This is a genomic window from Mesorhizobium sp. WSM3862 (assembly GCF_002294985.1).
GTDB lineage: Bacteria > Pseudomonadota > Alphaproteobacteria > Rhizobiales > Rhizobiaceae > Mesorhizobium.
This window is the reverse complement of the sequence record NZ_NSGE01000003.1, coordinates 490,914-514,654: the sequence shown is the minus strand read 5'-3', so window position 1 is coordinate 514,654 and position 23,741 is coordinate 490,914. Positions and strand designations below refer to the sequence as shown.

23 protein-coding genes are annotated in these 23,741 nt (G+C 64.4%); 18 read left to right on the top strand and 5 right to left on the bottom strand.

The window, feature by feature from the left end; all coding sequences use genetic code 11:
* Window positions 1-201: 201 nt before the first annotated feature.
* From CK224_RS10930 to CK224_RS10890, 9 genes are all read left to right on the top strand, one after another.
* Window positions 202-1,242, top strand: a complete 1,041-nt coding sequence (locus CK224_RS10930) for an ABC transporter substrate-binding protein (RefSeq protein WP_095781757.1) — start codon at window positions 202-204, stop codon at window positions 1,240-1,242.
* Window positions 1,243-1,316: 74 nt separating this feature from the next.
* Complete coding sequence (locus CK224_RS10925; RefSeq protein WP_095781972.1) at window positions 1,317-2,399, top strand: ABC transporter ATP-binding protein; 1,083 nt, start codon at window positions 1,317-1,319, stop codon at window positions 2,397-2,399.
* Window positions 2,396-3,319, top strand: a complete 924-nt coding sequence (locus CK224_RS10920) for an ABC transporter permease (RefSeq protein ID WP_095776231.1) — start codon at window positions 2,396-2,398, stop codon at window positions 3,317-3,319. The genes CK224_RS10925 and CK224_RS10920 overlap by 4 nt, the downstream gene beginning before the upstream one ends.
* The gene (locus CK224_RS10915) at window positions 3,316-4,116 is read left to right on the top strand and encodes an ABC transporter permease (RefSeq protein WP_095781756.1); all 801 of its coding nucleotides are present in this window, start codon (window positions 3,316-3,318) and stop codon (window positions 4,114-4,116) included. The genes CK224_RS10920 and CK224_RS10915 overlap by 4 nt, the downstream gene beginning before the upstream one ends.
* 24 nt (window positions 4,117-4,140) lie before the next feature.
* Window positions 4,141-5,727 (top strand): gamma-glutamyltransferase, encoded by a 1,587-nt coding sequence (gene ggt / locus CK224_RS10910; protein WP_095781755.1) that lies wholly within the window; start codon window positions 4,141-4,143, stop codon window positions 5,725-5,727.
* A 50-nt stretch (window positions 5,728-5,777) separates the two neighbouring features.
* Window positions 5,778-7,307: an acyl--CoA ligase gene (locus tag CK224_RS10905; protein ID WP_095781754.1), complete on the top strand. Its 1,530-nt coding sequence runs from the start codon at window positions 5,778-5,780 to the stop codon at window positions 7,305-7,307.
* Entirely contained in the window at window positions 7,307-8,284 is a 978-nt protein-coding gene (locus CK224_RS10900; RefSeq protein WP_095781753.1) for a 2-dehydropantoate 2-reductase, read from the top strand. Before CK224_RS10905 ends, CK224_RS10900 begins: the two co-directional genes overlap by 1 nt.
* A 107-nt stretch (window positions 8,285-8,391) precedes the next feature.
* Window positions 8,392-8,745: a nuclear transport factor 2 family protein gene (locus CK224_RS10895; RefSeq protein WP_066988871.1), complete on the top strand. Its 354-nt coding sequence runs from the start codon at window positions 8,392-8,394 to the stop codon at window positions 8,743-8,745.
* 184 nt (window positions 8,746-8,929) lie between these two features.
* Window positions 8,930-9,277, top strand: a complete 348-nt coding sequence (locus CK224_RS10890; RefSeq protein WP_095781752.1) for an ArsC family reductase — start codon at window positions 8,930-8,932, stop codon at window positions 9,275-9,277.
* Between the two features lie 196 nt (window positions 9,278-9,473).
* Here the strand turns inward: CK224_RS10890 and CK224_RS10885 are convergent, their stop codons facing one another.
* The 3 genes from CK224_RS10885 to CK224_RS10875 all read right to left on the bottom strand — a co-directional run bounded on the left by CK224_RS10885 (window position 9,474) and on the right by CK224_RS10875 (window position 12,155).
* On the bottom strand, window positions 9,474-9,821 hold the full coding sequence (locus CK224_RS10885) for a DUF488 domain-containing protein (RefSeq protein ID WP_095781751.1): 348 nt from the start codon (window positions 9,819-9,821) through the stop codon (window positions 9,474-9,476).
* Window positions 9,822-9,843: 22 nt separating this feature from the next.
* Window positions 9,844-11,100, bottom strand: a complete 1,257-nt coding sequence (locus tag CK224_RS10880; RefSeq protein WP_066999089.1) for an aminopeptidase — start codon at window positions 11,098-11,100, stop codon at window positions 9,844-9,846.
* Between the two features lie 140 nt (window positions 11,101-11,240).
* Window positions 11,241-12,155, bottom strand: a complete 915-nt coding sequence (locus tag CK224_RS10875) for a LysR substrate-binding domain-containing protein (protein WP_095781750.1) — start codon at window positions 12,153-12,155, stop codon at window positions 11,241-11,243.
* A 96-nt stretch (window positions 12,156-12,251) separates the two neighbouring features.
* On the opposite strand from CK224_RS10875, the gene CK224_RS10870 reads away from it, so the two are divergent.
* The 3 genes from CK224_RS10870 (at window position 12,252) to sbmA (ending at window position 15,064) form a co-directional block, all read left to right on the top strand.
* Entirely contained in the window at window positions 12,252-12,449 is a 198-nt protein-coding gene (locus CK224_RS10870; RefSeq protein WP_066999065.1) for a hypothetical protein, read from the top strand.
* Between the two features lie 72 nt (window positions 12,450-12,521).
* Complete coding sequence (locus CK224_RS10865) at window positions 12,522-13,682, top strand: YbfB/YjiJ family MFS transporter (protein ID WP_066999062.1); 1,161 nt, start codon at window positions 12,522-12,524, stop codon at window positions 13,680-13,682.
* A gap of 122 nt (window positions 13,683-13,804) precedes the next feature.
* Window positions 13,805-15,064, top strand: a complete 1,260-nt coding sequence (gene sbmA, locus CK224_RS10860; RefSeq protein ID WP_066999060.1) for a peptide antibiotic transporter SbmA — start codon at window positions 13,805-13,807, stop codon at window positions 15,062-15,064.
* 69 nt (window positions 15,065-15,133) lie between these two features.
* Here sbmA and CK224_RS10855 read toward each other — a convergent pair whose 3' ends face one another.
* Window positions 15,134-16,138, bottom strand: coding sequence for a polysaccharide deacetylase family protein (locus tag CK224_RS10855; protein ID WP_095781749.1), 1,005 nt, complete (start codon window positions 16,136-16,138; stop codon window positions 15,134-15,136).
* Window positions 16,139-16,340: 202 nt separating this feature from the next.
* Here CK224_RS10855 and CK224_RS10850 point away from each other — a divergent pair, with 202 nt between their 5' ends.
* Complete coding sequence (locus CK224_RS10850; protein WP_095781748.1) at window positions 16,341-17,006, top strand: tetratricopeptide repeat protein; 666 nt, start codon at window positions 16,341-16,343, stop codon at window positions 17,004-17,006.
* Window positions 17,007-17,012: 6 nt separating this feature from the next.
* Window positions 17,013-18,443, top strand: coding sequence for a ribosome biogenesis GTPase Der (gene der, locus CK224_RS10845; protein ID WP_095781747.1), 1,431 nt, complete (start codon window positions 17,013-17,015; stop codon window positions 18,441-18,443).
* Between the two features lie 108 nt (window positions 18,444-18,551).
* On the opposite strand, the gene CK224_RS10840 is transcribed toward der, so the two are convergent.
* Entirely contained in the window at window positions 18,552-19,469 is a 918-nt protein-coding gene (locus CK224_RS10840; RefSeq protein WP_095781746.1) for a LysR substrate-binding domain-containing protein, read from the bottom strand.
* Between the two features lie 118 nt (window positions 19,470-19,587).
* Here CK224_RS10840 and CK224_RS10835 point away from each other — a divergent pair, with 118 nt between their 5' ends.
* From CK224_RS10835 to CK224_RS10820, 4 genes are all read left to right on the top strand, one after another.
* Window positions 19,588-20,862 carry an MFS transporter gene (locus tag CK224_RS10835; RefSeq protein ID WP_095781971.1) on the top strand — a complete coding sequence of 425 codons (1,275 nt, stop codon included), beginning with the start codon at window positions 19,588-19,590 and terminating at the stop codon, window positions 20,860-20,862.
* Window positions 20,863-21,002: 140 nt separating this feature from the next.
* Window positions 21,003-22,184, top strand: coding sequence for a cell wall hydrolase (locus tag CK224_RS10830; protein WP_095781745.1), 1,182 nt, complete (start codon window positions 21,003-21,005; stop codon window positions 22,182-22,184).
* Window positions 22,185-22,473: 289 nt separating this feature from the next.
* A complete protein-coding gene (locus CK224_RS10825; RefSeq protein WP_066999046.1) occupies window positions 22,474-22,866 on the top strand; it encodes an AtpZ/AtpI family protein in 393 nt (130 codons plus the stop codon).
* Between the two features lie 65 nt (window positions 22,867-22,931).
* On the top strand, window positions 22,932-23,693 hold the full coding sequence (locus tag CK224_RS10820; protein ID WP_066999043.1) for a F0F1 ATP synthase subunit A: 762 nt from the start codon (window positions 22,932-22,934) through the stop codon (window positions 23,691-23,693).
* Window positions 23,694-23,741 lie beyond the last annotated feature (48 nt).

The following is a 23,741-nucleotide window of genomic DNA, read 5'->3' as shown; positions in this document are numbered from 1 at the left end:
CGGATTCGCAGTCTAGTGCCTTTTGGCTCCTGCTTGAAACAGGGCCGTATCAAACGCTCCCGCCCCGAAGCCTCAACTCATCGCCGCCCAAAAAACGCTCGGCACATGTTGACATCGGCTTCCGGAGAATTACACTCAAAATTGTATACAAATTCGCATACCAAATCAACGATAATGGGAACACCGGTTGGAGAAGCGAAAATGACGAAGAGACTTTGCATTCACGGTCTGGCCGTAGCCGGCCTGCTGGCCTCGGCCGCCGTTCCGGCCTCGGCCGCCGACACCATCACCATCGCCTCATGGGGCGGCACCTATCAGGAGGCACAGACCAAGGCCTTCTTCGATCCGACGGCCAAGGAACTCGGCATCACCATCAAGCAGGACACCACCAACGGCCTCGACGACGTGCGCCTGCAGGTCACCGGCAATGCGGTGAAATGGGACATCACCGAGCTTGGCGCCGACGAATGCGCGCGCGGTTCCAAGGAGGGCCTGTTCGAAAAGCTCGACTACAACGTCATCGACAAGAGCGGCATCAACCCGAAGCTCGTCCATGACGACTGGGTTGGCATCTCCTACACGTCCGTCGTGCTGATCTACCGGACCGATGTTTTCGGCGACAAGGGACCGAAGACCTGGGCCGATTTCTGGGACGTGGAAAAGTTCCCGGGCCGGCGGGCGCTCTCCGGCAGCCAGGCGACGGAGACACTGAGCGTCGCGGCGCTCGCCAAAGGCACTCCGATCGACAAGGTCTATCCGGTCGACATCGACGGCGCGCTGCAATCCGTCGACAAGGTCAAGGGTCACATCGACGCTTGGTGGACCTCGGGCGCGCAGGCCATGCAGCTCGTCAAGGACGGTGAGGTCGATATGGCGAGCATCTGGAACGGCCGCGCCGGCACCCTGAGGAAGGAAGGCGCACCTGTCAGCTTCTCCTTCGACCAGGGTGTGCTTACCGCCGACTGCATGGTCATCCCGAAGGGCTCGAAGAACAAGGACCTCGCGATGAAAGCGCTGGCCAAGTTCGTCAGCCCCGACCTCCAGGCCAATCTGCCGCTCTATGTCGACAACGGCCCGGCCAACGAGAAGGCCTTCGAGACCGGCAAGATCCCGCAGGAGCGCATCAAGGACATCAACTCCGCGCCCGATAACGTCAAGAAGCAGGTGCTTCAGGATCCCGAGTTCTGGCGCGACAACCTCGTCGAGGCGACCGAGAAGTTCAACAACCTGATCCAGCAATAACGACTGCGGGGCGGAGCGGCGCGCCGAGGCGCTGCTCCCCCGCTATCAATGATCCGGAGTTGAAGGAGATGCTCTTGTCTCTTGCGCCGTCAGCGCTCCCCATCGGCATCCATGGTATCGAGAAGCGCTTCGGGGCGCTCTCCATCCTGAGCGATCTCAGCCTCGATGTCGCGGCCGGTGAATTCCTGACGCTGCTCGGTCCGTCGGGGTCGGGAAAGACCACGCTGCTGATGATCCTGGCCGGATTTGTGCGAGCCAATGCCGGCTCGATCAAGGTCGGCGGCGAGGAGATCATCACCATGCCGCCACACAAGCGCAACATCGGCATGGTGTTCCAGAACTATGCGCTATTTCCCCACATGAACGTCTTCCACAACATCGCCTTTCCGCTGAAGCAGCGGCGCGTATCGGCGGCGGAAACGGCCGAGCGTGTCGAGCGGGCGCTGGACCTGGTGCAGCTGAAAGGTCTCGGCGAGCGCCGCGTCGACCAGCTTTCCGGCGGCCAGCGCCAGCGCGTGGCTTTGGCCCGTGCCATCGTCTTCGAGCCGCGCATCGTGCTGATGGACGAGCCGCTGTCGGCGCTCGACAAAGGCTTACGCGAGCACATGCAGATCGAACTGCGCAACCTGCATCGGCGGCTCGGCATGACGACGGTCTACGTCACGCATGACCAGCGCGAGGCGATCACCATGTCCGATCGCATTGCGGTCATGAATGCCGGGCGCATCGAGCAGATCGACCAGCCCGAGGTGCTCTACGCCCGGCCTAAGACGAAGTTCGTCGCCGGCTTCATCGGCGAATCCAATTTCATCCCGGTCGAATGCCGCAACGGCAGCGTCTGGTATGAGGATCGGAAGCTGCGCATGAATGACCCGGCGCCGTCCGCCGGTCGGCACTTGATGGTGGTGCGGCCGGAGAAATTGCGGCTGCTCGCCGACGCGGATCAGGCACGTCCCGTCAACGCGCTGCCGGCAACGGTCGGCGATGTCATCTATCAGGGCGACAGCTTCATCTGCTACGCGACGCTTCGCGACGGCCGCCAGGTGACGCTGCGCGACTATTGTCGCAGCGACGTGCTGGCGAAGCTGCCGGCGCCGGGCGAGCCGATCACGCTCGGCATCGATGCCCAGGACGTCGTGCTGGTGACGGATCAATGAGCATCGGGTCCGCCAGTCTTGGTCACGCCGTCCGGCAGGACGGGGAACTCAACGCCAGGGCGTTGCGCTCGGATGCCAGGCGCCAGGCGCTGGGACTGCTGGCACTGCTGTCGCCCGGGCTGTTCTTAGTCTTTGCCGTCATTATTGTGCCGATCGGCTGGCTGTTCTGGCTGTCGCTGTTCGACGAGAGCGGCCAGCTCAGCCTCGCCAATTACGCGCGCTTCTTCGAGCAGGCGTCCTACATCAAGACCTTCGCGACCACCTTCAAGGTTGCCTTTGTTGTCACCGGCGCCTGCGTGCTGTTCGGCTACCCGCTGGCCTATATGCTGTCACAGCTGCCGCGTCGCGCCGCCTCGATCTGCCTGATCTTCGTCATCCTGCCGTTCTGGACCTCGGTGCTGGTGCGCACCTATGCCTGGCTGGTCATTTTGCAGCGCAAGGGGCTGATCAACAATTGGCTGATCGATCTCGGCGTGATCGGCCAGCCGCTGCCGCTCGCCAACAATTTCGCCGGCGTCGTCATCGGCATGACCCACATCATGCTGCCCTTCCTGGTGCTGCCGCTCTATGCTTCGATGAAGACCATCGATGTCGACTGCCTGCGCGCCGGCATGAATCTCGGCGCCAGCCCCGCCGCCACCTTCCGGCAGATCTTTTTCCCGCTATCGCTGCCGGGCCTCGCCTCTGGCGTGGTCATCGTCTTCGTGCTTTGCCTCGGCTTTTTCGTCACGCCGGCGCTGATGGGCGGCGGCAAGGTCATCATGTGGGCGATGCGCATGGAGCAGGCGACCAGCCTCTACTCGAACTGGGGCGCGGGTGCTGCGCTCGGCGTCGTGCTGCTTGCCGTCACGCTGGCGCTGCTCGGCTTGTTCCAGTGGCTGCTCGGCGCGCGCGCCACCGGCGTTTGGAGCCAGCGATGAGCGCGGAAAGCAGCCTGCCTATAACACATTGGCAACGCCTCTGGCTCTATCTGCTCGGCGGCCTCGTCATGCTGTTTTTGATCGCGCCCTCGGTGATTATTGTCATCATGTCCTTCTCCGGCTCGACGCTGCTGCAGTTCCCGCCCGAGCAATGGTCGCTGCGCTGGTATGAGAGCTATTTCGGTTCCGTCGAATGGCGCGACGCCACCATCGTCTCGGTGAAGGTGGCGGTGATGACCGCGATCGTGGCGACGCCGCTCGGCACCGCAGCTGCCTATGCCATCAACGCCGGCACGCTCAGGCTGACCGGCGCCATCAATGCGCTGCTCACGGCGTCGCTGATCATTCCGGTCATCCTGATCGGCATCGGCACTTTCTTCCTCTATGCCCGCATCGGCCTCAACAACACGCTGACCGGCCTCGTCATCGCCCACACCGTCCAGGCGCTGCCGCTGGTCGTGCTCACGGTCCTGTCGGGGCTGCGCTCTTACGACATGAACCAGGAGATGGTGGCGCGCAGCCTTGGCGCCGGCCGCTTCGCGGCCTTTCTCCAGGTGACCATGCCGCAGTTGCGCTTCTCGATCGTCTCGGGCGCGCTCTTTGCCTTCATCACCTCCTTCGACGAGGTGGTGGTGTCGCTCTTCATCTCGGGCGGTGAGACCACGACGCTGACGCGCCGCATGTTCAATGCATTGCGCGACCAGATCGATCCGACGATTGCCGCCATTTCGACTTGCCTGATCGTGCTATCGATCGTCTTGTTGTCCGCCGCCCAGCTTTTCGGCCGCGGACGTTGAGAATACAGGGATACCTCGAACAGAATGCGTGATTTCCAGTTTCCAGGCCGCTCGCCGGTCCGCGCCACCGAAGCCATGGCCGCGACCTCGCATCCGCTCGCCACACTTGCCGCCATCGACATGTTGCGGTCCGGCGGCAACGCCATGGATGCGGCTGTCTGCGCCGCGGCCGTGCAGGCGGTTGTCGAGCCGCAATCGACCGGTATCGGCGGCGACTGCTTCGTGCTCTACTGCCCGAAGGGAGAAGGCAATGTGATCGCCTTCAACGGCTCCGGCCGCGCGCCCCAGGCCGCCACGGTCGACTGGTATCTGGAGAGAGGCTTCAGCGAGCTGCCGAAGCAGGGTGCGCACGCGGTTACCATTCCCGGCGCCGTCGACGCCTGGTGTCGACTGTTGGAAGACCATGGCCGAAAGGGCATAGCCGAAGCGCTCGCTCCCGCCATACGCTATGCCGAAGAGGGCTATGTCGTGCACGACCGCGTCGCCTTCGACTGGGAGGATCCGGAAACCGACCTGTCGGCCGACGAAGTGGCGGCGCGCATTTTCCTGCCGGGCGGCAAGCCGCCAAAGCCCGGCGATGTGCATCGCCAGCCGGAACTGGCGGAAACGCTGCGCATCATCGCGAAACGCGGCCGCGCCGGTTTCTACGAAGGCGCCGTTGCGGAAGACATCGTGGGCCGGCTTCGCCAACTCGGCGGCCTTCATACTCTGGACGATTTCGCCGCGACGAAGGGCGACTACAAGACGCCGGTCAGCACCTCCTATCGCGGTCATGACATCCACCAGATGCCGCCGAACAATCAGGGCCTGACCGCGCTATTGATGCTGAACGTGCTCGCCGGCTTCGATCTCGGCGCGCTTGACCCGAATGGCGCAGAGCGCCTGCATCTGGAGATCGAGGCCGGCCGGCTGGCCTATCGCGACCGCGACAACCTGCTCGCGGATCAGGATCACGTTGCGGTGCCGGTGAAGGAACTCCTCTCCATCGCCTATGCCGACCGGCTGCGCGCCGAGATCGAGCGGGAACGCGCCATGACGCATTTGCCGCGCGTCGATTTGCCGGGCAGCGACACGGTCTACATCACCGTCGTCGACCGCGACCGGAACGCAGTGAGCTTCATCAACTCGACCTATTATTCCTTCGGCAGCGGCGTCGTCGGTCCGAAGACCGGCGTCGTGCTGCAGAACCGCGGCACTTCGTTCCGGCTCGATCCGAAGCATCCGAACGCAATAGCGCCGGGCAAGCGGCCGATGCACACGATCATGCCGGGCATGATGGTGAGGGACGGCCGTGCCGTGATGCCCTTCGGCGTCATGGGCGGCGGCTATCAGCCCTTCGGCCATGTCCATCTTTTGACCAACATGATCGACTTCGGCATGGATCCGCAGCAGGCCTTGGATGCGCCGCGCGTCTTTTACAATCACGACGTCGTGGAAGCCGAGCGAAGCGTGCGTCCCGATACGATCGAGGGCCTGCGCCGCCGCGGCCATCGTGTTGTCGAGCCAGACCATCCGCTCGGCGGCGGGCAGGCGGTGCTCATCGATTGGGAAAAAGGCACGCTGACCGGCGCCTCCGATCCGCGCAAGGACGGCTTGGCGCTCGGATATTGAGCAGCGCTTTGCTGGACATAGGCCGATCGTTCGAAACATAGTCTGGAACCATGACAACAAGCGAAAATCCCTTTGATCTTGCTCATCGCCTCGCGCCCGGCGCCGAAGACGCGCCAGCCATCGCCGCGCCCGACCGGACAGTCCTCTCGCATGGGGGGCTGCGCCGTCTGATCCAAGAGACCGTGACCCGGCTCAACACGCTCGGCATCGGCCGTGGCGACCGCGTTGCCATCGTGCTGCCGAACGGCCCGGAGATGGCAACGGCCTTCATCGCGGTCGCCGCCGCCGCGTCCACCGCGCCGCTCAATCCAGCCTACCGGGCCGACGAGCTCGATTTCTATCTCAGCGACATCGGCGTCAAGGCGATCCTTGTCGGCAAGGACGAGCAAGGACCCTCGGTCGAAGTTGCCGAACGCCTCGGCATTGCGGTGCTGCGGCTGGCGGTGCCTGAAGGCGCGCCGGCCGGCATCTTCACCATCGAGGGCGGCCCGGTCGGGCCGCCGGTTGCCTCCGGCTTGGCCGAAGACAGCGACACCGCTCTCCTTCTGCATACCTCCGGCACTACATCGCGGCCGAAGCTGGTGCCGCTCAGCCACGCCAACCTCGCCGCCTCGGCCGCGCATATCGGCGCCACGCTGGGCCTGGGCTCGGCCGACCGCTGCCTCAACATCATGCCGCTGTTTCACATCCACGGGCTGATCGCGGCGGTGCTGTCCTCGCTCGCCGCCGGCGCCAGCGTCTTCTGCACGCCGGGCTTCAACGCGCTGCGCTTTTTCCAATGGCTCTCCGAAGCGAAGCCAACCTGGTATACGGCGGTGCCGACGATGCACCAGGCGATCCTGCCGCGCGCCGCGCGCAATCCCGAGCAACTGGCCGAAGCGAAGCTGCGTTTCATCCGCTCGTCGTCGGCCTCACTCCCGGCGCAGGTCATGGCAGAGCTGGAGGCGACTTTCGGCTGTCCGGTGATCGAGGCCTACGGCATGACCGAGGCCGCGCACCAGATGGCGTCCAACCGGCTGCCACCCGGACTGCGCAAGCCGGGCAGCGTCGGCGCCTCGGCCGGACCGGAAGTGGCCGTCATGGCGCCGGATGGAAGGCTGCTCGAGCCCGGCGAGATCGGCGAGATCGTCATTCGCGGCCCGAACGTCACCGCCGGCTACGAGAAGAATCCGGACGCCAACGCCAGCGCCTTCGCGCATGGCTGGTTCCACACCGGCGACCAGGGCGTGCTGGACGAGGACAATTATCTGCGCGTCACCGGCCGGCTGAAGGAGATCATCAATCGCGGCGGCGAAAAGATCTCGCCGCTCGAGGTCGACGGCGTGCTGATGGATCATCCGGCGGTGGCGCAGGTCGTCACCTTCGCCATGCCGCATGACAAGCTCGGCGAGGAAGTGGCTGCCGCTGTCGTGCTGCGGGAAGGCCAGAGCGCCAGCGAGGCCGACATTCGCGGCTTTGCCGCGACGCGGCTCGCCGATTTCAAGGTGCCGCGCAAGGTGGTGATCCTGGACGAGATCCCGAAGGGCGCCACCGGCAAATTGCAGCGCATAGGCCTCGCGGCAAAGCTCGGTTTGAGCTGATGCGCATTACAGTCTTCGGCGCCGGCGCCATCGGCGGCTATCTCGCCGCCAAGCTGGCGACTGCCGGCCGCGTCGATCTGTCGATCGTCGCGCGCGGCGCGCATCTCGAAGCGATCCAGGCCGATGGCCTACGCCTGATCGAGGACGGCAAGGAGACGATCGCCCGGGTGAGGGCAGCGGTCACGACCGAAGAACTCGGCATTCAGGATTACGTGGTGCTGGCGCTGAAAGCGCATTCTCTGGCGCCGGCGCTGGGCGAGATTGCACCGCTGCTGGGCGAGGGGACAGCCGTCGTCACCATGCAGAACGGCGTGCCCTGGTGGTACTTCTACAAGGCCGGCGGCGCGCTCGAAGGCACGCGGCTTGATGCGGTCGATTCCGGCGGAAGGATCTGGGAGACCATCGGGCCTGAGCGCATCATCGGCTCCGTCGTCTATCCGGCCGTCGAGGTCGATGCGCCCGGGCGGATCCGCCATGTCGAGGGCACGCGCTTTTCGCTCGGCGAGCCTTCGGGCGAAAAGAGCGAGCGGGTGAGTGTGTTGGCGCGCGAGATGGTCAAGGCCGGGCTGCAGGCGCCGGTCCGCGAGGACATACGTTCGGAAATCTGGGTGAAGCTTTGGGGCAATCTCTCGTTCAACCCGATCTCGGCGCTGACCGGCAGCACGCTTGCGGCGATCGTCGCCGATGAAGGCACGCGGGCCGTCGCCCGCGCCATGATGCTGGAGGCGCAGGCGATTGGCGAGCGCCTCGACGTGCGCTTCCTGATCCCCGTCGACCGGCGCATCAAGGGCGCCGGCGATGTCGGCGGGCACAAGACCTCGATGTTGCAGGACCTCGAACGCCGCCGCCCGATGGAGGTCGACGCGCTGGTCACGGCAGTGCAGGAGCTTGGCCGCCTGACCGGCCAGCCGACGCCGGCCATCGACACCGTGCTGGCGCTGGTGCGCCGGCTGGCGATCGAGCGCGGGTGTTATTAGCAGACCGGCATTCGATCCTGACACGATTTGTCAGCTACCGACGCTTCGGCGATGGCAGGTCACGAGGGAGCTCCCTATCTCGGGTCTGTCCAAACCGGGAGGAAATCATGACCACTGCCGAAGTCGCCAAGCATTTCACCGAACTCCTCAAGCAGGGCGACAACCGCGGCGCTGCCGCGAAATACAATGCCGATAACATCGTCAGCTACGAGGCGATGGAAGGGCCCATGGCCGTTTGCAGCGGCAGGGACGCCGTAAAGCAGAAGGGCGAATGGTGGGAAGCGAACCATGAGGTTCACGGCGGCTCGATCGAGGGCCCCTACGTCAATGGTGACCAGTTCGCCTTGCGCTTCACCTTTGACGTGACGCCCAAATCTACCGGCGAACGCGTCAAAATGGATGAGGTTGGCCTCTATACGGTCAAGAACGGCAAGATCAGCGAAGAGCGCTTCTACTATTGAAGCCGATCGGCGTCTGGCATTCCGAATCTTCGTTGCAGGATCTGAAAATCAGACATGGCGGCCAAGATGATATTCCGGCCGCCATGGAGAGCGCCAAATCGTCTTCACGTAGTCACGCTGGCAAAGCGGGCAAGGCAAGCCTAGGATTCGGCCAGATTCGCAATCCATCCGCCCGAGGTCCGAATTGCCGATCACCATGTACGGCATCACCACCTGCGACACGATCAAGAAGGCGCGCATCTGGCTGGAGAGCCGCGACCTTCCCTACCGCTTTCATGACTATCGCGCCGAAGGGATCGAGGCGGAAAGGCTGAATGGCTGGGTCGATAAGGTCGGCTGGGAGAGACTGCTCAACAAGGGCAGCACGACTTTTCGCGAACTGCCGGAGAAGGACAAGGAAGCGCTCGACGAGAAGAAAGCGAAGATGCTGATGCTCGCCAAGCCAACTATGATCAAGCGGCCCGTGCTGGAGGTGGGTGGCCGCATCCTGGTTGGCTTCAAGCCGGATGTTTATGAAGAGGCGGTGAAGTAGGATTCGGCAGGCGCGGCACATTATCCCCTCGTCATCCTAGGGCGGAGCAAGGAGCGAAGCGGCGCGCGCAGACCCTAGGATCCATGCCGCGACGCTAGAGCGTTGTGCGGTTAAGAGTTCTGCTCCGTTGCGTCCTTCGGTGACAGTCACGGCATGGATCCTCGGGTCAAGCCCGAGGATGACGACGAGAGAGAGGTTACTCCCTCCGCAAATACCCCATCAACGCCACCGCATTGTTACGCGCCTCGTCATGCGCGCCGAAGAGCAGCGTCACCTTGCCGTGGCGCAGCAGTTCTCGCAGCTGCGCCACAGCTTCCTCGTTGCCGTCCAGCTCGGCGCGGTACCGCTTCTGGAACTCCGGCCATCGTTCGAGATCATGCCCGAACCATTTGCGCAGTTCGGTGCTCGGCGCGATCTCCTTCAGCCAAAGGTCCAGCGCGGCGTCCTTTTTGGAGACGCCGCGCGGCCAGACGCGGTCGACAAGCACCCGCTGGCCGTCGCTCCTCTCCGACGCGTCGTAGACGCGCTTTACCGCTACGTCCAAGGCTGTCTCCGCGTCGGGTCTCTCAGGCCCACTCGCCCTTGCGCATCACCGGCACGCGGCTGCCGTCCTTGCCGACGCCGTCGATGTCGATCTTGTCCGAGCCGATCATCCAGTCGATGTGGATGAAACTCTTGTTGCCGCCGCGCTCGGCAATCTCGTCCTGGCTGAGCGAGGCGCCGTTGACGAAGCACTTCGAATAGCACTGTCCCAGCGCGATGTGGCAGGCGGCGTTCTCGTCGAACAGCGTGTTGAAGAACAGCAGCCCGCTCTTCGAGATCGGCGAGGAATGCGGCACCAGCGCCACTTCGCCGAGCCGGCGCGCGCCCTCGTCGGTGTCCAGCACCTTTTTCAGAACGTCCTCGCCCTTCGAGGCCTTGGCCTCGACGATCCGACCGACCTCGAAGCGCACCGAGATCTCGTCGATCAGCGTGCCCTGGTAGGAGAGCGGCTTGGTCGAGGAAACATGGCCTTCGACGCGCCTCGCATGCGGCGTGGTGAAGACTTCCTCGGTCGGGATGTTCGGATTGCAGGTGATGCCGTTCTTCGCCGTCGAAGCGCCGCCCATCCACTCATGACCTTCCGCCAGGCCGACGGTGAGGTCGGTGCCCGGTCCGGTGAAATGCAGTGCGTCGAAATTGTGCTCGTTCAGCCATTTCGTGCGCTCGGCCAAGGCCGCGTTGTGCGCCTTCCAGTTGCCGATCGGATCCTCGACATCGACGCGCGAGGCCGAGAAGATCGCGTCGGCGAGCCTCACCACCGCAACATCGTCGGGCTCGCCCGGGAACACTTGGCGAGCCCAGGCAACATCCGGATATGCGACGATGTTCCAGTTGATGTCGAAACCGGTGATTTTTTCGAGCGCCGGCTGGTACGCCATCGAATTCGCCTTGTTGGCGCGCGCCACCCTGGCCGGGTCCTGCGCCGACAGCAGAGACGGATCCTCGCCGCGCACCGCAAGCCGCGCCGCATTGTTGGCGAAGGCTTTCGCCATGCCTTCGTAAAGCCAGCCGGCGGCGCGGTCGAAGCCGGCGTCGGCGCCATAGCGGAAACGCGCCAGCGTGATCTCGTCGTCGTTGAAGATCGGCGTCACCAGCCCGGCGCCGGCCTTATAGGCATGCTCGACGATGCGCCGGGTCAGCGGCAGCGCCGCGATCGAGGACGTCAGCACCAGGTCCTGTCCCGGCTGCAGCTGCAGCCCGACCTTGACGGCGACTTCGGCCAGCCTGTCGAGCTTCACCGGGTCGATGGTTGCCGAGACGCCGCGCGAATGTGTGGTCATGATCCTGCCTGCCATGTTTTTGGGGTCTGGTCCTTACATAGACCGCTGCGCCTGGCCTTTCCACCGCGATCAACTGGGCCTCCAGGCATGATCGCGAAAAGTGCATGGCGGTGTTCGGACAAGATCATGCTCAAACGAGCTCAGGCGGCGCTGTCGAGCGCCCGGATCTGCGCCATGGTCGCTTCGATCTCCTCGCGGACCCAAGCCTTGAAGTCGCGCACCTTTCGGCTTTCGCTTTTGGTGGCCGAGGTCACCATCCAGTAGCCGAGCCCGCTTTCAGCTCGCACCCCGAAGGGGGCGACCAGCCGGCCATCGGCCAGCGCATCGGCGGTCAGCAATTGCCAGGCGAGCATCACGCCATGGCCGGCGATTGCAGATTCCAGGCAGAGCATCGGATCGGTGAAGCGCGCGCCTTTTTGGAAAGTGACCGGCTCGACGCCGGCCGCCTTGAACCAGCTATCCCAGCTGATCATTGCCCGCTCGTCGGTGATGGCGCAGGTCCGCGCCAGGTCCTCGATCGAGTTCAGCTTGGCCGCGATCGCTGGTACGCAGACCGGAAACACTTCCTGCGCCAAAAGCAGTTCCGCGTTTACTCCCGGCCAAGCGCCGTCGCCCATCCGAATCGCAATGTCGATATCGGAATGGTCGAGATCGGCGAGCCTGCCTGAAGCGTCTATGCGCAAGAGCACGTTGGGATGGCGGGCAAAATGCCGCGACAGCCTGGGCAACAGCCATTTCGAGGCGAAGGCGGGCGCCACCGACACAACCAGGGTGCATTCCGTTGCCTCGCCGGCCAACGCCACCGCTTGCGCAAGCTCGCGGAAGCCGGCGCTCAGCCGGGCCGTGAAAACGACCCCGAATTCCGTCGGCACGAGTCCGCCGGACGTCCGCTCGAACAGCGCCTGCCCCAGCTGGTTTTCCGTGCGCTTGATCTGCTGGCTGACGGCGCTGACCGAGACATTGAGTTCGGCAGCCGCCGCGGCAAGCGATCCAACGCGGACAACGGTTTCGACGGCACGCAAGCCATTGAGGTGGACACGGTTCAGGATCGTCATCCAGTTTTTCTAAACTGGCTGGTTCCAAATCTCAATTGAAACGTGCCAAAGAAAAGCGGATTGTAGCGAGGCAAACCGGGCTTTGGAGGCAGGTCGATGAAGATTTTCTCTTTGCTGAAGGGCCTTTCCGGCGCTGAGCCAAGACAGGCTTGGCAGGAGGACGGCGAGATCGCCCGCTGGACGGTCGATCCTCTGTCGCATCCGGTGCTGGACGCCATGTCGGAGCGCGAGCTCGGCGATATGCCGTTCCGGCTCACGGCCGGCCGCACGGTGTACGAGACGGCTTGCCGCTGAAGGCGGGCCAAGCCGGCCTGGCCCAACGCAATCGCATTGTTTCGCACGTGCACACATTTATGCTGCGCTGCAATGAAAGCCGCTTCGCCATCTCCCTTGCGCCTTGCCCTCGCCGGCATGACGGCTCTCGCCGTCGCCATGGGCATCGGCCGCTTCGTCTACACCCCGATCCTGCCCGGCATGATGGAAGAGTTGCACCTGACGCCGGCAGACGCCGGCTGGATCGCTTCCGCCAACTATCTAGGCTATCTCATTGGCGCGCTTGCCGCAGCCGGCGGCTGGGCGCATGGCCGCGAGCGTCTGCTGATGTTCGCAAGCCTTGCCGCGAGCGCCGTGCTCGCAGCTCTGATGGGACTGAACGAGACGATGGCCGCTTTCCTCGCCATTCGTTTTCTCGCCGGCCTGGCCAGCGCCTTCGTCATGGTTTTCATGTCGTCGATCGTCTTCAGCCATCTTGCAAAGGCAGGCCGCGGCGATCTGCAAGCGCTGCATTTCGGCGGTGTCGGCCTGGGCATTGCGGCGTCCTCGGCGCTGCTGGCCATCCTCGTCACGGCCCATGCCGGCTGGCCCGCGGGCTGGCTATGGTCGGGAGCAATTTCCGCTGTCGGCCTGCTCCTCGTCGCGATCCTCGCGGGCTCCGCCACGCCCGCCAATGGCGTCGATGGGCCTGAACCGGCGTTGCCGAAGGATAGATCGCTGACGAAGATAATCCTTGCCTATGGGCTGTTCGGCTTGGGCTATGTGGTGACGGCCACTTTTCTGGTCGCCATCGTTCGCCAGGACGGCGGCGGACGTGTCTTCGAGGCCTCGGTCTGGATGATCGCCGGTCTTGCCGGCTTCCCCTCGACCTGGTTCTGGCAAAAGCTCGCCGGCAGGATCGGGCTTTATACGGCCTATGCCGTGAGCTGCATGGTCGAAGTGGTCGGCGTCATCGCCAGCGTCGTCATCAAAGGTTTCAGCGGGCCGCTTTTGGCTGCTATATTGCTCGGCGGCACGTTCATCGCCATCACCGCGTTCGGCCTGCAGGCGGCAAGGCAGCTTGCGCCGCAGGCGCCGCGCCGCACTTTCGCGGTGATGACCGCCGCCTTCGGCCTCGGCCAGATCATCGGTCCGATTGCCGCCGGCTTGCTCGCCCAGGCCTCGGGCAATTATGTGCTCGCCTCGACGATGGCGGCTGCCGCTCTGCTGGTCTCCGGCGTCGTTGCCTGGTCGGCTGCACCAAAATCGCCATGATTTGTGGTCTTGTTCGGTGCCGGGCGCCGGGCCGGGCATTTTCTTTCCCAGTAATGTGTGACCTTATGCCCGCCGAACAGCAACGCCGCTGATTTGCGGTCAGACCGAGGAAACCCGCCACAGTGTTCGTATCCTTCTTCCCGCAGCCGAAGCTTTTCTTCACCTCGGCCGCCCTCTGGAGCCTTGCGGCGATCCTGTTCTGGTTCTTCGGCGGCGAACAGCTGGGCGCCATCCTCGGCATGCCGCCGGCGGCTGCGGGTGCGCCGCCCATCATCGGCATCGCGGTTCTATGGTCGAAGCCGTTCTTGTGGTTCTACATGTACTTCGTGGCCTGTGTGGCGATCTTCTACGCGTTCTGGAGCTGGTATGCTCCGCATCCGTGGCAGAACTGGTCGATCCTGATGACCGCCGTCATTCTCTTCTTCATCTATTTCAACGTGCAGGTCAGCGTCGCCGTCAACAACTGGTACGGACCTTTCTTCGATTATGTCCAGGGGCTGATGTCGGGAACGACGCCATCGACTGACATCGAGTTCTACAGGGGGTTGGCCGACTTCTCCTGGCTGGCGCTGGTCGGCATGAACGTGCAGGTGGTCAACGCCTTTATCGTCAGCCACTGGATCTTCCGCTGGCGCACGGCGATGAACGACTACTTCATGGCGAACTGGGGCCGGCTGCGCCACATCGAGGGCGCTTCGCAGCGCATCCAGGAAGATACGATGCGCTTCTCGCAGATCATGGAGGACCTGGGCTCGAGCTTCGTCCAGTCGATCATGACCCTCATCGCCTTCCTGCCGGTGATGATCCAGCTGCAAGCGCACATCACCGAGTTGCCGATCCTGGGCGCGGTGCCGCAGCCCCTGGTCGTTGCCGCGCTGGGGTGGTGCATATTCGGCACGGCCTCGGTGATGCTCGCCGGCATCAAGCTGCCGGGCCTCCAGTTCCGCAACCAGCGCGTCGAGGCCGCCTATCGCAAGGAACTCGTCTACGGCGAAGATCATCCCGACCGGGCGCAGCCGGCGACGACGACGGAACTGTTCGACAATGTGCGCCGCAACTACTTCAGGCTCTATTTCCACTACATCTATTTCAACGTCGTCCGGTACACCTACCTGCAGGCCGACAACATCTTCTCGCTGCTGATCCTCGGGCCCTCGCTGGTTGCGCACAAGATCACCTTCGGTGCGCTGAACCAGATTTCGAACGCCTTCGGCAAGGTGACGAATTCGCTGCAGTTCCTGTTGAATTCCTGGTCGACCATCGTCGAGCTGCAGTCAGTGCACAAGCGCCTGCGCGCCTTCGAGGCGACGCTGGAAGGCGAGCCGCTGCCAGACATCGACCAGCGTTATCTCGCGCGGCAGAGCGCGGAGGATCCGGCCTGAACTCGGAACAATTGCGGAACGCCTTTCCGTCCGGGATTGCGCCCAGGCAAGAGATTGGAAGTGGGCGGCTCAGCCCCCCACGGCAACCTGTGCTTCGCCAGAGCGCTGCCGCGCCACATAGTCGCCGAAGCTGATGCACTCGACCTGCTGCATGACGCAGACCTCATCCGCGAAGCGCTCCAGCGCGTTCCAGTAGGCGCCGGCATTCATCTGCGTGAAGTGGAAGCCGAGCTCCAGCGGAAGTCGTTTGCCGTTGTATTGCGCATCGAAGGCTGCGCGAAACGCCCGATAGGCGCGGTCGGCGAACTCGCCCGCCATCGACGGCTTCTCGAAGCCGCCCGAATGGCGGACATAGAGGTTGTAGTCCATGGCGACCACCCGCTTCGACTTCGGCCCTTCCGGAATCTGCGGTAATGCAAAGCGGGTGGTGCCGTTCTTCATCGCCGGCAGGGCAGGGCCGTTCGAGACACCGCTTGCGTCATATTGGAAGCCGGCCTCGGGCAGCGCTTCGTAAAGCGCCTTGCCGGTCGAGAGGTACGGCGCGCGAAAACCGATCACGGCATGGCGGGCGAATTCACGCCAGCCAGAGGGCTCGGGCGAAATGCCGTTGATCGCATAGGCGTTTTCGAGGACGCGGCGGAACGCCGAGAACTCTGCCAGCCAGTTGGCCTTGCTCCAGCCCTTGCCGTCGAAATGTCCGCAGGCATGACTGCCGATGTCGTGACCTTCGGCGGCCGCGAGCCGGATCTGTTGCAGCCGGTCCGCGACATCCTGCTCCGAGGCGGCGAAGCCGATATTCGATTTGCCGGCACCCTTGCCGGGCGCGACGTACTCGGCGCGCGTTTTCGGCGAGAGCAGGAAGACGCAGGACAGAAAATACGTGAAATGCGCGCCGGTGCGCTTTGCCAGCGCGCGGCTGCGCTCCCAATGCGAGATCTCGCGTGCGCTGTCGAAGGAGATAAGCACGATCTGCTTTGGTTTCGCCGCCATCGGTTCCGGCGGATCGGCAAGCCCCGTGCCAACGGAGCCAAGCCAGGCGAGGCTGAACGCAAGGACGCGGAACGAACGTGGCACTGGCAACCTTTTGGGCAACCTTTGGGGCTGTAGGAAAGCCGTCTATCGCCCAAATGTAGCATCGATGCGTTCCGGCAAGGCCTGTGGGGCACTGGGAGCCTCCGCCGATTTTCCGGCGATCCCCCTTCCATGCCGACGAAATTTCGCTAAAACGCGGGGCTCAAGAAGCGCTCCGTTCCGGGGCCGCAATGGTTTTTGATTGATGTCGGACGACAGTTTTATCCGCGAAGTCAACGAAGAGATTCGTCGCGAGCAGGCGCAGGCGCTGTGGGACCGCTTTGGTCCGGCCCTGCTCGGTGCCGCGATCCTGATCGTGGTGGCGACTGCCGCCTTCGTCGGCTACCGCTACTGGGACGAGACCCGCGCCAACCGGTCGGGCGATGCCTTCTCGCAGGCGCTCAAGCTCGCAAACGACGGCAAGAACGACGAGGCGATCGCCGCTCTCGATCAGCTGGAAAAGGATGGCTATGGCGCCTATCCGCTGCTCGCCCGCATGCGGGCGGCGACCGTCAAGGCCGACAAGGGAGACGTCGACGCCGCCGTCAAGGATTTCGATGCGGTCGCGGCCGACAGCGCCATTCCCGCAGGCATCCGCGACATGGCGAGGCTGAGAGCGGCGCTGCTGCTGGTCGACCACGGCTCGTTTGCCGATGTCTCCAGCCGTGTCGAGGCGCTCACTGCCGACACCAATCCGCTGCGCAGCTCGGCGCGCGAGGCGCTCGGCCTTGCCGCCTGGAAGGAAGGCAAGTCGGCGGATGCGCTGAAACTGTTCGACCAGATCGCTTCGGATGACGGCGCCCCGCGCAATACGCGCCAGCGGGCGCAGTTGATGTCCGAGCTGATCCGCGGGTCGGGCAACGCTTCGTGACCCCGGATGACGTTCAAAGTCGCCATCATCGGCCGGCCTAACGTCGGCAAATCGACTCTTTTCAATCGGCTGGTGGGAAAGAAGCTGGCGCTTGTCGACGACACGCCGGGCGTGACGCGCGATCGTCGCGTCCATGCCGCCAAGCTTTACGATCTTCACTTCGACGTCATCGACACCGCCGGCTTCGAGGATGCGGCGGCCTCGACACTGCCCGGCCGCATGCGCCAGCAGACCGAGATCGCCATCCGCGAGGCCGACCTGATCTTCTTCACCGTCGATGCCAAGTCGGGCCTGATGCCCGACGACCGGACCTTCGCCGACGTGGTCCGCAAATCCGGCAAGCCGGTGGTGCTGGTGGCCAACAAGGCGGAAGCGCGAGGCGCGCAAGGCGGCATGCTGGAAGCCTGGGAACTCGGCCTCGGCGAGCCGATCCCCGTCTCGGCCGAGCATGGCCAGGGCATGCCCGATCTGCGCGATGCGGTGATCGCGGCACTCGGCGAGGAACGCGCCTTCGGCGAGGACGCGCAACAGCCGGGCGATGAGATCGCCGTGAGCGAGGTGCTTATCGGCGAGGATATCGCCGACTCCGACGCCGAGCCGGCCTATGACGAGACCAAGCCGCTGCGCATAACCGTGGTCGGCCGCCCCAATGCCGGCAAGTCGACGCTGATCAATGCGCTGATCGGCGAGGAGCGGCTGCTGACCGGACCCGAGGCCGGCATCACCCGCGATTCCATCTCGGTCGACTGGGACTGGCGCGGCCGCCGGATAAAGCTGTTCGACACCGCCGGCATGCGGCGCAAGTCCAAAGTCCAGGAAAAGCTCGAGAAGCTTTCGGTGCAGGATGGCCTGCGCGCTATCCGCTTCGCCGAGATCGTCATCATCGTGCTCGACGCCACCATACCCTTCGAGAAGCAGGACCTGCAAATCGCCGACCTGATCATTCGCGAGGGCCGCGCGCCGGTGATCGCCTTCAACAAATGGGACCTGATCGACAACCCGCAGGAGCTTCTGGCCGAGCTGCGCGAAAAGACCGAGCGGTTGCTTCCCCAAGTGCGCGGCATTCAGGCGGTGACGGTCTCTGCCGAGACCGGGCGCGGCCTCGATCGGCTGATGGACGCCGTCATCAAGACGCACAAGGTCTGGAACAGCCGCGTCTCGACCGGCAAGCTCAACCGCTGGCTGGAAGGCATTCTGGCGCATCATCCGCCGCCCGCCGTCGCCGGCCGCCGGCTGAAGATCAAATATGTCACGCAGGCAAAAACCCGGCCGCCGGGTTTCGTCGTCTCCTGCTCGCGCCCGGACGCGATGCCGCAATCCTATGTCCGCTACCTCTCGAACAGCCTGCGCGAGGCTTTCGACATGCCCGGCGTGCCGATCCGCATGGCGTTGCGCACGTCGGAGAATCCTTTCGCGGGTCGGGCGAAGAAGCGCTGAGCCCTTTGTGGGAAAGGGTCGGCAGCGCCCCTCCCGTCGTCATTCACGGGTCTGTGCCGTGTCGCTTCGCTCCTTGCTCCGCTCGAGGATGAAGAACAGCGTGGAATCCTACGCGACCGCTCGCAAGCCCTCGCCGAAACGCGCTCCCTCCGGCAGCGTATCCAGCGCCGCCTCCAGCAATATCTCTGCCAGCCGTGCCGCCACCGGATCGAGCTCGGCATCCTTCTGGTGCAGATGCAGCGCCATCATCGGCAGGAGCGGCAGCCCGAGCACGCCCGGCGCGATCGCCCTGACAGTGGCTGGCAGGCCGATATCGGTGCGGATCGTCAGCCCGAGACCCGCGGCGACCGCCGCCCAGATGCCGCCGAGGCTGGGACTCGAGAACGCCATGCGCCAGGCGAGGCCGGCCCGGTCCAGCGTCTCGGTCGCCACGGTGCGCAACAGGCATGGCGCCTCGAACAACACCAGCGGCAGCGCTTCACCATTGTGGCCGGCTTGCATCGGTTTCGCCGGGCCGATCCAGCGCGCCTGCACCTCGGCGACATGCCGGCTGTAGGGCAGGATCGTGCCGTCGTGCCAGGCCAGCGCGATGTCGAGGCTGCCTGAGACGACGCGCTCGGCGAGCTCGTGGCTGCGTCCGATCCGCGCTTCGATCCGGACCTTGGGATGCGCACGGGCAAACCGGCCGAGCACCTCCGGCAGCACGGCCTCGCCGAAGTCCTCCTGCAGGCCGAGCCGCACCCAGCCTTCCAGCTCGACGTCGCGGATAGCTGAGGCCGCCTCGTCATTGAGCTCGATGAGACGCCGCGCATAGCCGAGCATCGTTTCACCAGCTTCGGTAAGCGCCAGGCCGCGCCCCGCCTTGCGGAAGACCGGGGTCGCCGCCTGTTCTTCCAGCTTCTTCAGCTGCGCGCTGACGGCAGAGGTCGAGCGGCCGAGCCGCTCGGCCGCCTTGGCGAAACTGCCAAGCTCCATGCCGGTGACGAAGGTCCTGAGCACGTCGAGGTCGAATGTGACGCGTCGCATGAGATCGTCCCTATTTTCAGGATTATCGATTAAAAACTTGCTGATTTTCTGGATGAAGCTATGGCGCTACATCCGACCGGTCAAGACCGATCGACCGGCGCAGAGGGAATACGAGATCATGTCCGCCAGCGTAACTCGCAACGATTGCCGGCGGCCCGCGGCAGGCGCCGCCGCTTCGGCTGGCCGCGCCTTCGGGCCCACCCATCGATGGAAAGTGCTCGGCATCGGCGTCGCCGCCAATGCCGGCTTCTCCGCTACCTTCTCCGGCATCCCGGCGACGGCTGTGGTGATGCGCCAGGGTTACCATCTCGACAATGCCTCGCTCGGCGCTGCGCTCGGTCTGCTCGGCCTCGGCGTGGCGCTCAGCGAACTGCCCTGGGGCGTGCTTACCGACCGCTGGGGCGACCGCCGCGTGCTCCTGACCGGGCTCGGCGCGACGGCCGTGTGGCTTTTTGCCATGGCAATCCTCGTCGTGCCGACGAAAATAGCCGCTCCCGGTGTCGTGCTGCTTTCGGCCAGCCTGCTCGTTGCCGGCCTGCTTGGCGGCAGCGTCAACGGCTCCAGCGGCCGCGCCATCATGGGCTGGTTCGGCGAAGGCGAGTGCGGCTTCGCCATGAGCATCAGGCAGACCGCGGTGCCGCTTGGCGGCGGGCTCGGCGCGCTCGTCCTGCCGTCGCTAGCCTTGGGCCTGGGCTTTGCCGCCGTCTTCGGCCTGCTGGCGGCTCTCTCCGCGCTCTCGGCTTTCTTTGCCTGGCGCTGGCTGCACGAACCGCCGACGCAAGGCGACGCGCATGCCGCCGCCGTCACGACCGGCCCGGCGCCGCTGCGCAACATCGAGGTCTGGCGCATCTCGGCAGCCATCGGCCTGCTCTGCTTCCCGCAGGTGGCGGTGCTCACCTTTGCCTCCGTCTTCCTGCATGACTTTGCCGGCATGGGCACATGGGTGACCAGCGCCACCCTCGCCGCCGTGCAGACGGGCGCCATGGCGACGCGCGTCTGGAGCGGCCGCTTCACCGACCGCCACCGCAACCGAAGGCCGTTCCTTAGATTCTGCAGCGCGCTGAGCGCGCTGGCCTTCCTGGTGCTATGGATTCTGGCCATCGCTGCGGCCAGCCAGCCGTCGCTGCTGTTGCTCCTGCCCCTTATGGTGATCGTAGCCGGCATCTGCGTATCGGCCTGGCATGGAGTTGCCTATACCGAGCTTGCGACACTTGCCGGAGCCGGCCATGTCGGCACCGCGCTCAGCCTCGCCAACACTCTGGTCTTTGTCGGCTTCTGCCTGGTGCCGATCGCCATTCCCTGGCTTCTGCTTCTCTTCGCATGGCCGGGCGTGTGGCTGGCGGCGGCGATCTGCGCGGCGATCGCATGGCGGATCTTTCTGCGCACGGCCTGACGTTTTCGCCGGCTTTCCACAGCTGGCGGAGGCCGGCTTATCTGCAACATGAAAAAAACACGATCGGTGCCGTTAACCCCCCATCAAGGTTAATGCTTCATTTTGGCTCTCCGGGGTCAGTAGCGTTTCTGGAGAGTTCCGTGCATCGACGCGTTCTTACGCGGCTCGTCGCCGCCGCCGTTGCGAATAAACGTTCCTTCCTTCCTCCTTTGGTTCTGGGGCTCGGCTTCTGGGTCGGCTTTCCGTCCGTCGTCGCTTACCAGGATATGGCAAGCCTCGTGTCCGGGCTGGAGTCGCCCAGCCATCGCTGGAATGCCTATGTCGAAAAATCCGTCGCCGGCTCGGTGCACGCCGCCGAGATGCCGTTCGTCGATTCGGCCGCCACGGGCTCGATCTCCGGCTCCGGCGTGGACCTGCCTGGCGTTGGCACGGTGGCGCTCCGCGGCAAGGGCAATGTCGCCGGCGCTACGCCCGATGAGGACCGCGTCGTGCGCGCCGACAAGAAGGGCCGCCTCGTCCAGGTGTCGCCGGTTGCGCCGCCGAAGAATTTCAGCGCCGGCTCCATCTTCGAGCGTACCTCCTCGCTGCTCCGTCCGGCGATGGACAGCGGCCTGAAGCTGACTTTCGCCAAGCCCGGCATCAAGGGCAAGGAAATCCAGATCGCCCAGGCCTTCCACATCCGCGAGGACAAGAAGCCCGATCCGGATTTGCCGGCGGCTCTCATCGCTCTCGTCAACAACGACAAGCCGGATATCCTCGCCACCGCCTATGCCCAGTCGGCGCCGGACTATGCCAAGGCCTCACCTTTTGAGGCTCTGCTGCAGGACGATGCGAACGACGGCCGCTTCATTCCGCCGATGGGCAAGGGCGATCACGCCTGGATGCAGAACCCGCTGCCGGCGGCCGTCTTCTCCAAGCCGGAACAGGAGTGCCTCGCCAAGGGCATCTATTTTGAGGCGCGCAGCGAACCGGTGCGCGGCCAGGCCGCGGTGGCGCAGGTGATCCTCAACCGCGTCCGCAACCCTGCCTATCCGAAGACGATCTGCGGCGTCGTCTACCAGAACGACAACTGGTTCAACCGCTGCCAGTTCTCCTTCGCCTGCGACGGCAGGAAGAAGCGCATCAGCGACCCGGTCGCGTACAAGACCGCCCAGGATGTCGCCATGGCGGTGACCGCCGGCAAGATCTTCATCCCCGAGGTCGGATCCTCGACGCATTACTACGCCAACTACGTTCATCCGGGCTGGGCGCGCGCCATGCAGCGCATGACCAGGATCGGCCTGCACATCTTCTATCGCACCTATGGCGGCGGCTGGAGCTGAGCCGCTTAGGCGGCTCGAACTGAGCCGCTTGATCGGCACCCGCGGCAACGCTCTTTCTCGCTTGCTGCGCGCACCGATCGGAGCGGCTTGCCGCCCGGATTCGCGCCGAGTCCTCGCACAGGCGTGACGGGCACGATGTCGCACCCGGATAAGTCGTTGATTTGAAACGGGAAAATACATCGCTTTGAAGTTCGGCCCGTGGCTTGACGGGCGCGGACCCGCTAACTATGTTGCCGGCGACTTTAGAAGCGGACGGACGGTGATCGTCTGCCCGGGCAGGGGGGTTGCGATGGCCGACAAAAACGGGCCAGACGGAACCGGAGAAACCGGCCGCGGCAGGCAGCCAGAAGCCACCATCCGCGACGACGAACTTGAGCGCCGCCGGCGCGAGCTTGAAGCATCGCTTGCATCAAGACGCACGGACCGGCTCGAGGGGAAAGACGAAGCGAAAGCTGCGACCGGTTACGGTCAGGCCCTGAAACTGTCCAGCGAGTTCATCGCCGGAGTGGTGGTTGGTGTCGGCCTGGGCTGGATCATCGACCGCTTGGCGGGAATCGCGCCCTGGGGTCTGATCGTCGGCCTGTTGCTGGGTTTTGGCGCCGGTATACTCAATGTCCTGCGTTCGTCGGGACTTGCATCGGAATTCGGCCAGGGCGGCAAGCCGCCCGAACCGAAGGACTGAAGTAAGGCGCCGCAAGGCGCGAAAGAAACTTAAGAAGCCGGTTGTGGCTTTGACGGGGATTTAAAGTGGCTGCTGCTGACCAGGTCGATCCGATCCACCAGTTCCAGATCCATCCGATCATCCCGCTTCATATCGGCGGCTACGACATTTCTTTCACCAACTCCGCTCTGTTCATGGTCGTGACGATCGCCGTCGCTTCCGCTTTCCTCTACATGAGCACCGCCAGCCGCGCCCTCATTCCTGGCCGCCTGCAGTCGGTCTCGGAAATGGCCTATGAGTTCGTCGGCAACATGCTGCGCGATGCGGCGGGCAAGCAGGGCATGCAGTTCTTCCCGCTGGTGTTCTCGCTGTTCATGTTCGTGCTGGTCGCCAATCTGATCGGCCTGTTCCCTTATTTCTTCACCGTCACCAGCCACATCATCGTCACCTTCACGCTGGCGATCCTGGTCATTGGCACCGTCATCGTCTACGGCTTCGCCAAGCACGGCCTCGGCTTCCTCAAGCTGTTCGTGCCGCATGGCGTGCCTGGCTATCTGATGCCGCTGGTGGTGGCGATCGAAGTCATTTCCTTTGTCTCGCGTCCGGTCAGCCTCTCGGTTCGTCTTTTCGCCAACATGCTGGCCGGCCACATCACGCTGAAAGTGTTTTCGGGCTTCGTCGTCAGCCTCAGCGCGCTGGGTGCGGTCGGCATCGCCGGCTCGGTCCTGCCGCTCGCCATGGCGGTTGCCCTGACGGCGCTGGAACTGCTGGTCGCCTTCCTGCAGGCCTACGTCTTCGCGGTGCTGACCTGCATGTATTTGAACGACGCTCTGCACCCGAGCCACTGATCGATTTTCACCGGCGCCCCGGCGCCAGCATACCCAACGTACCAACCG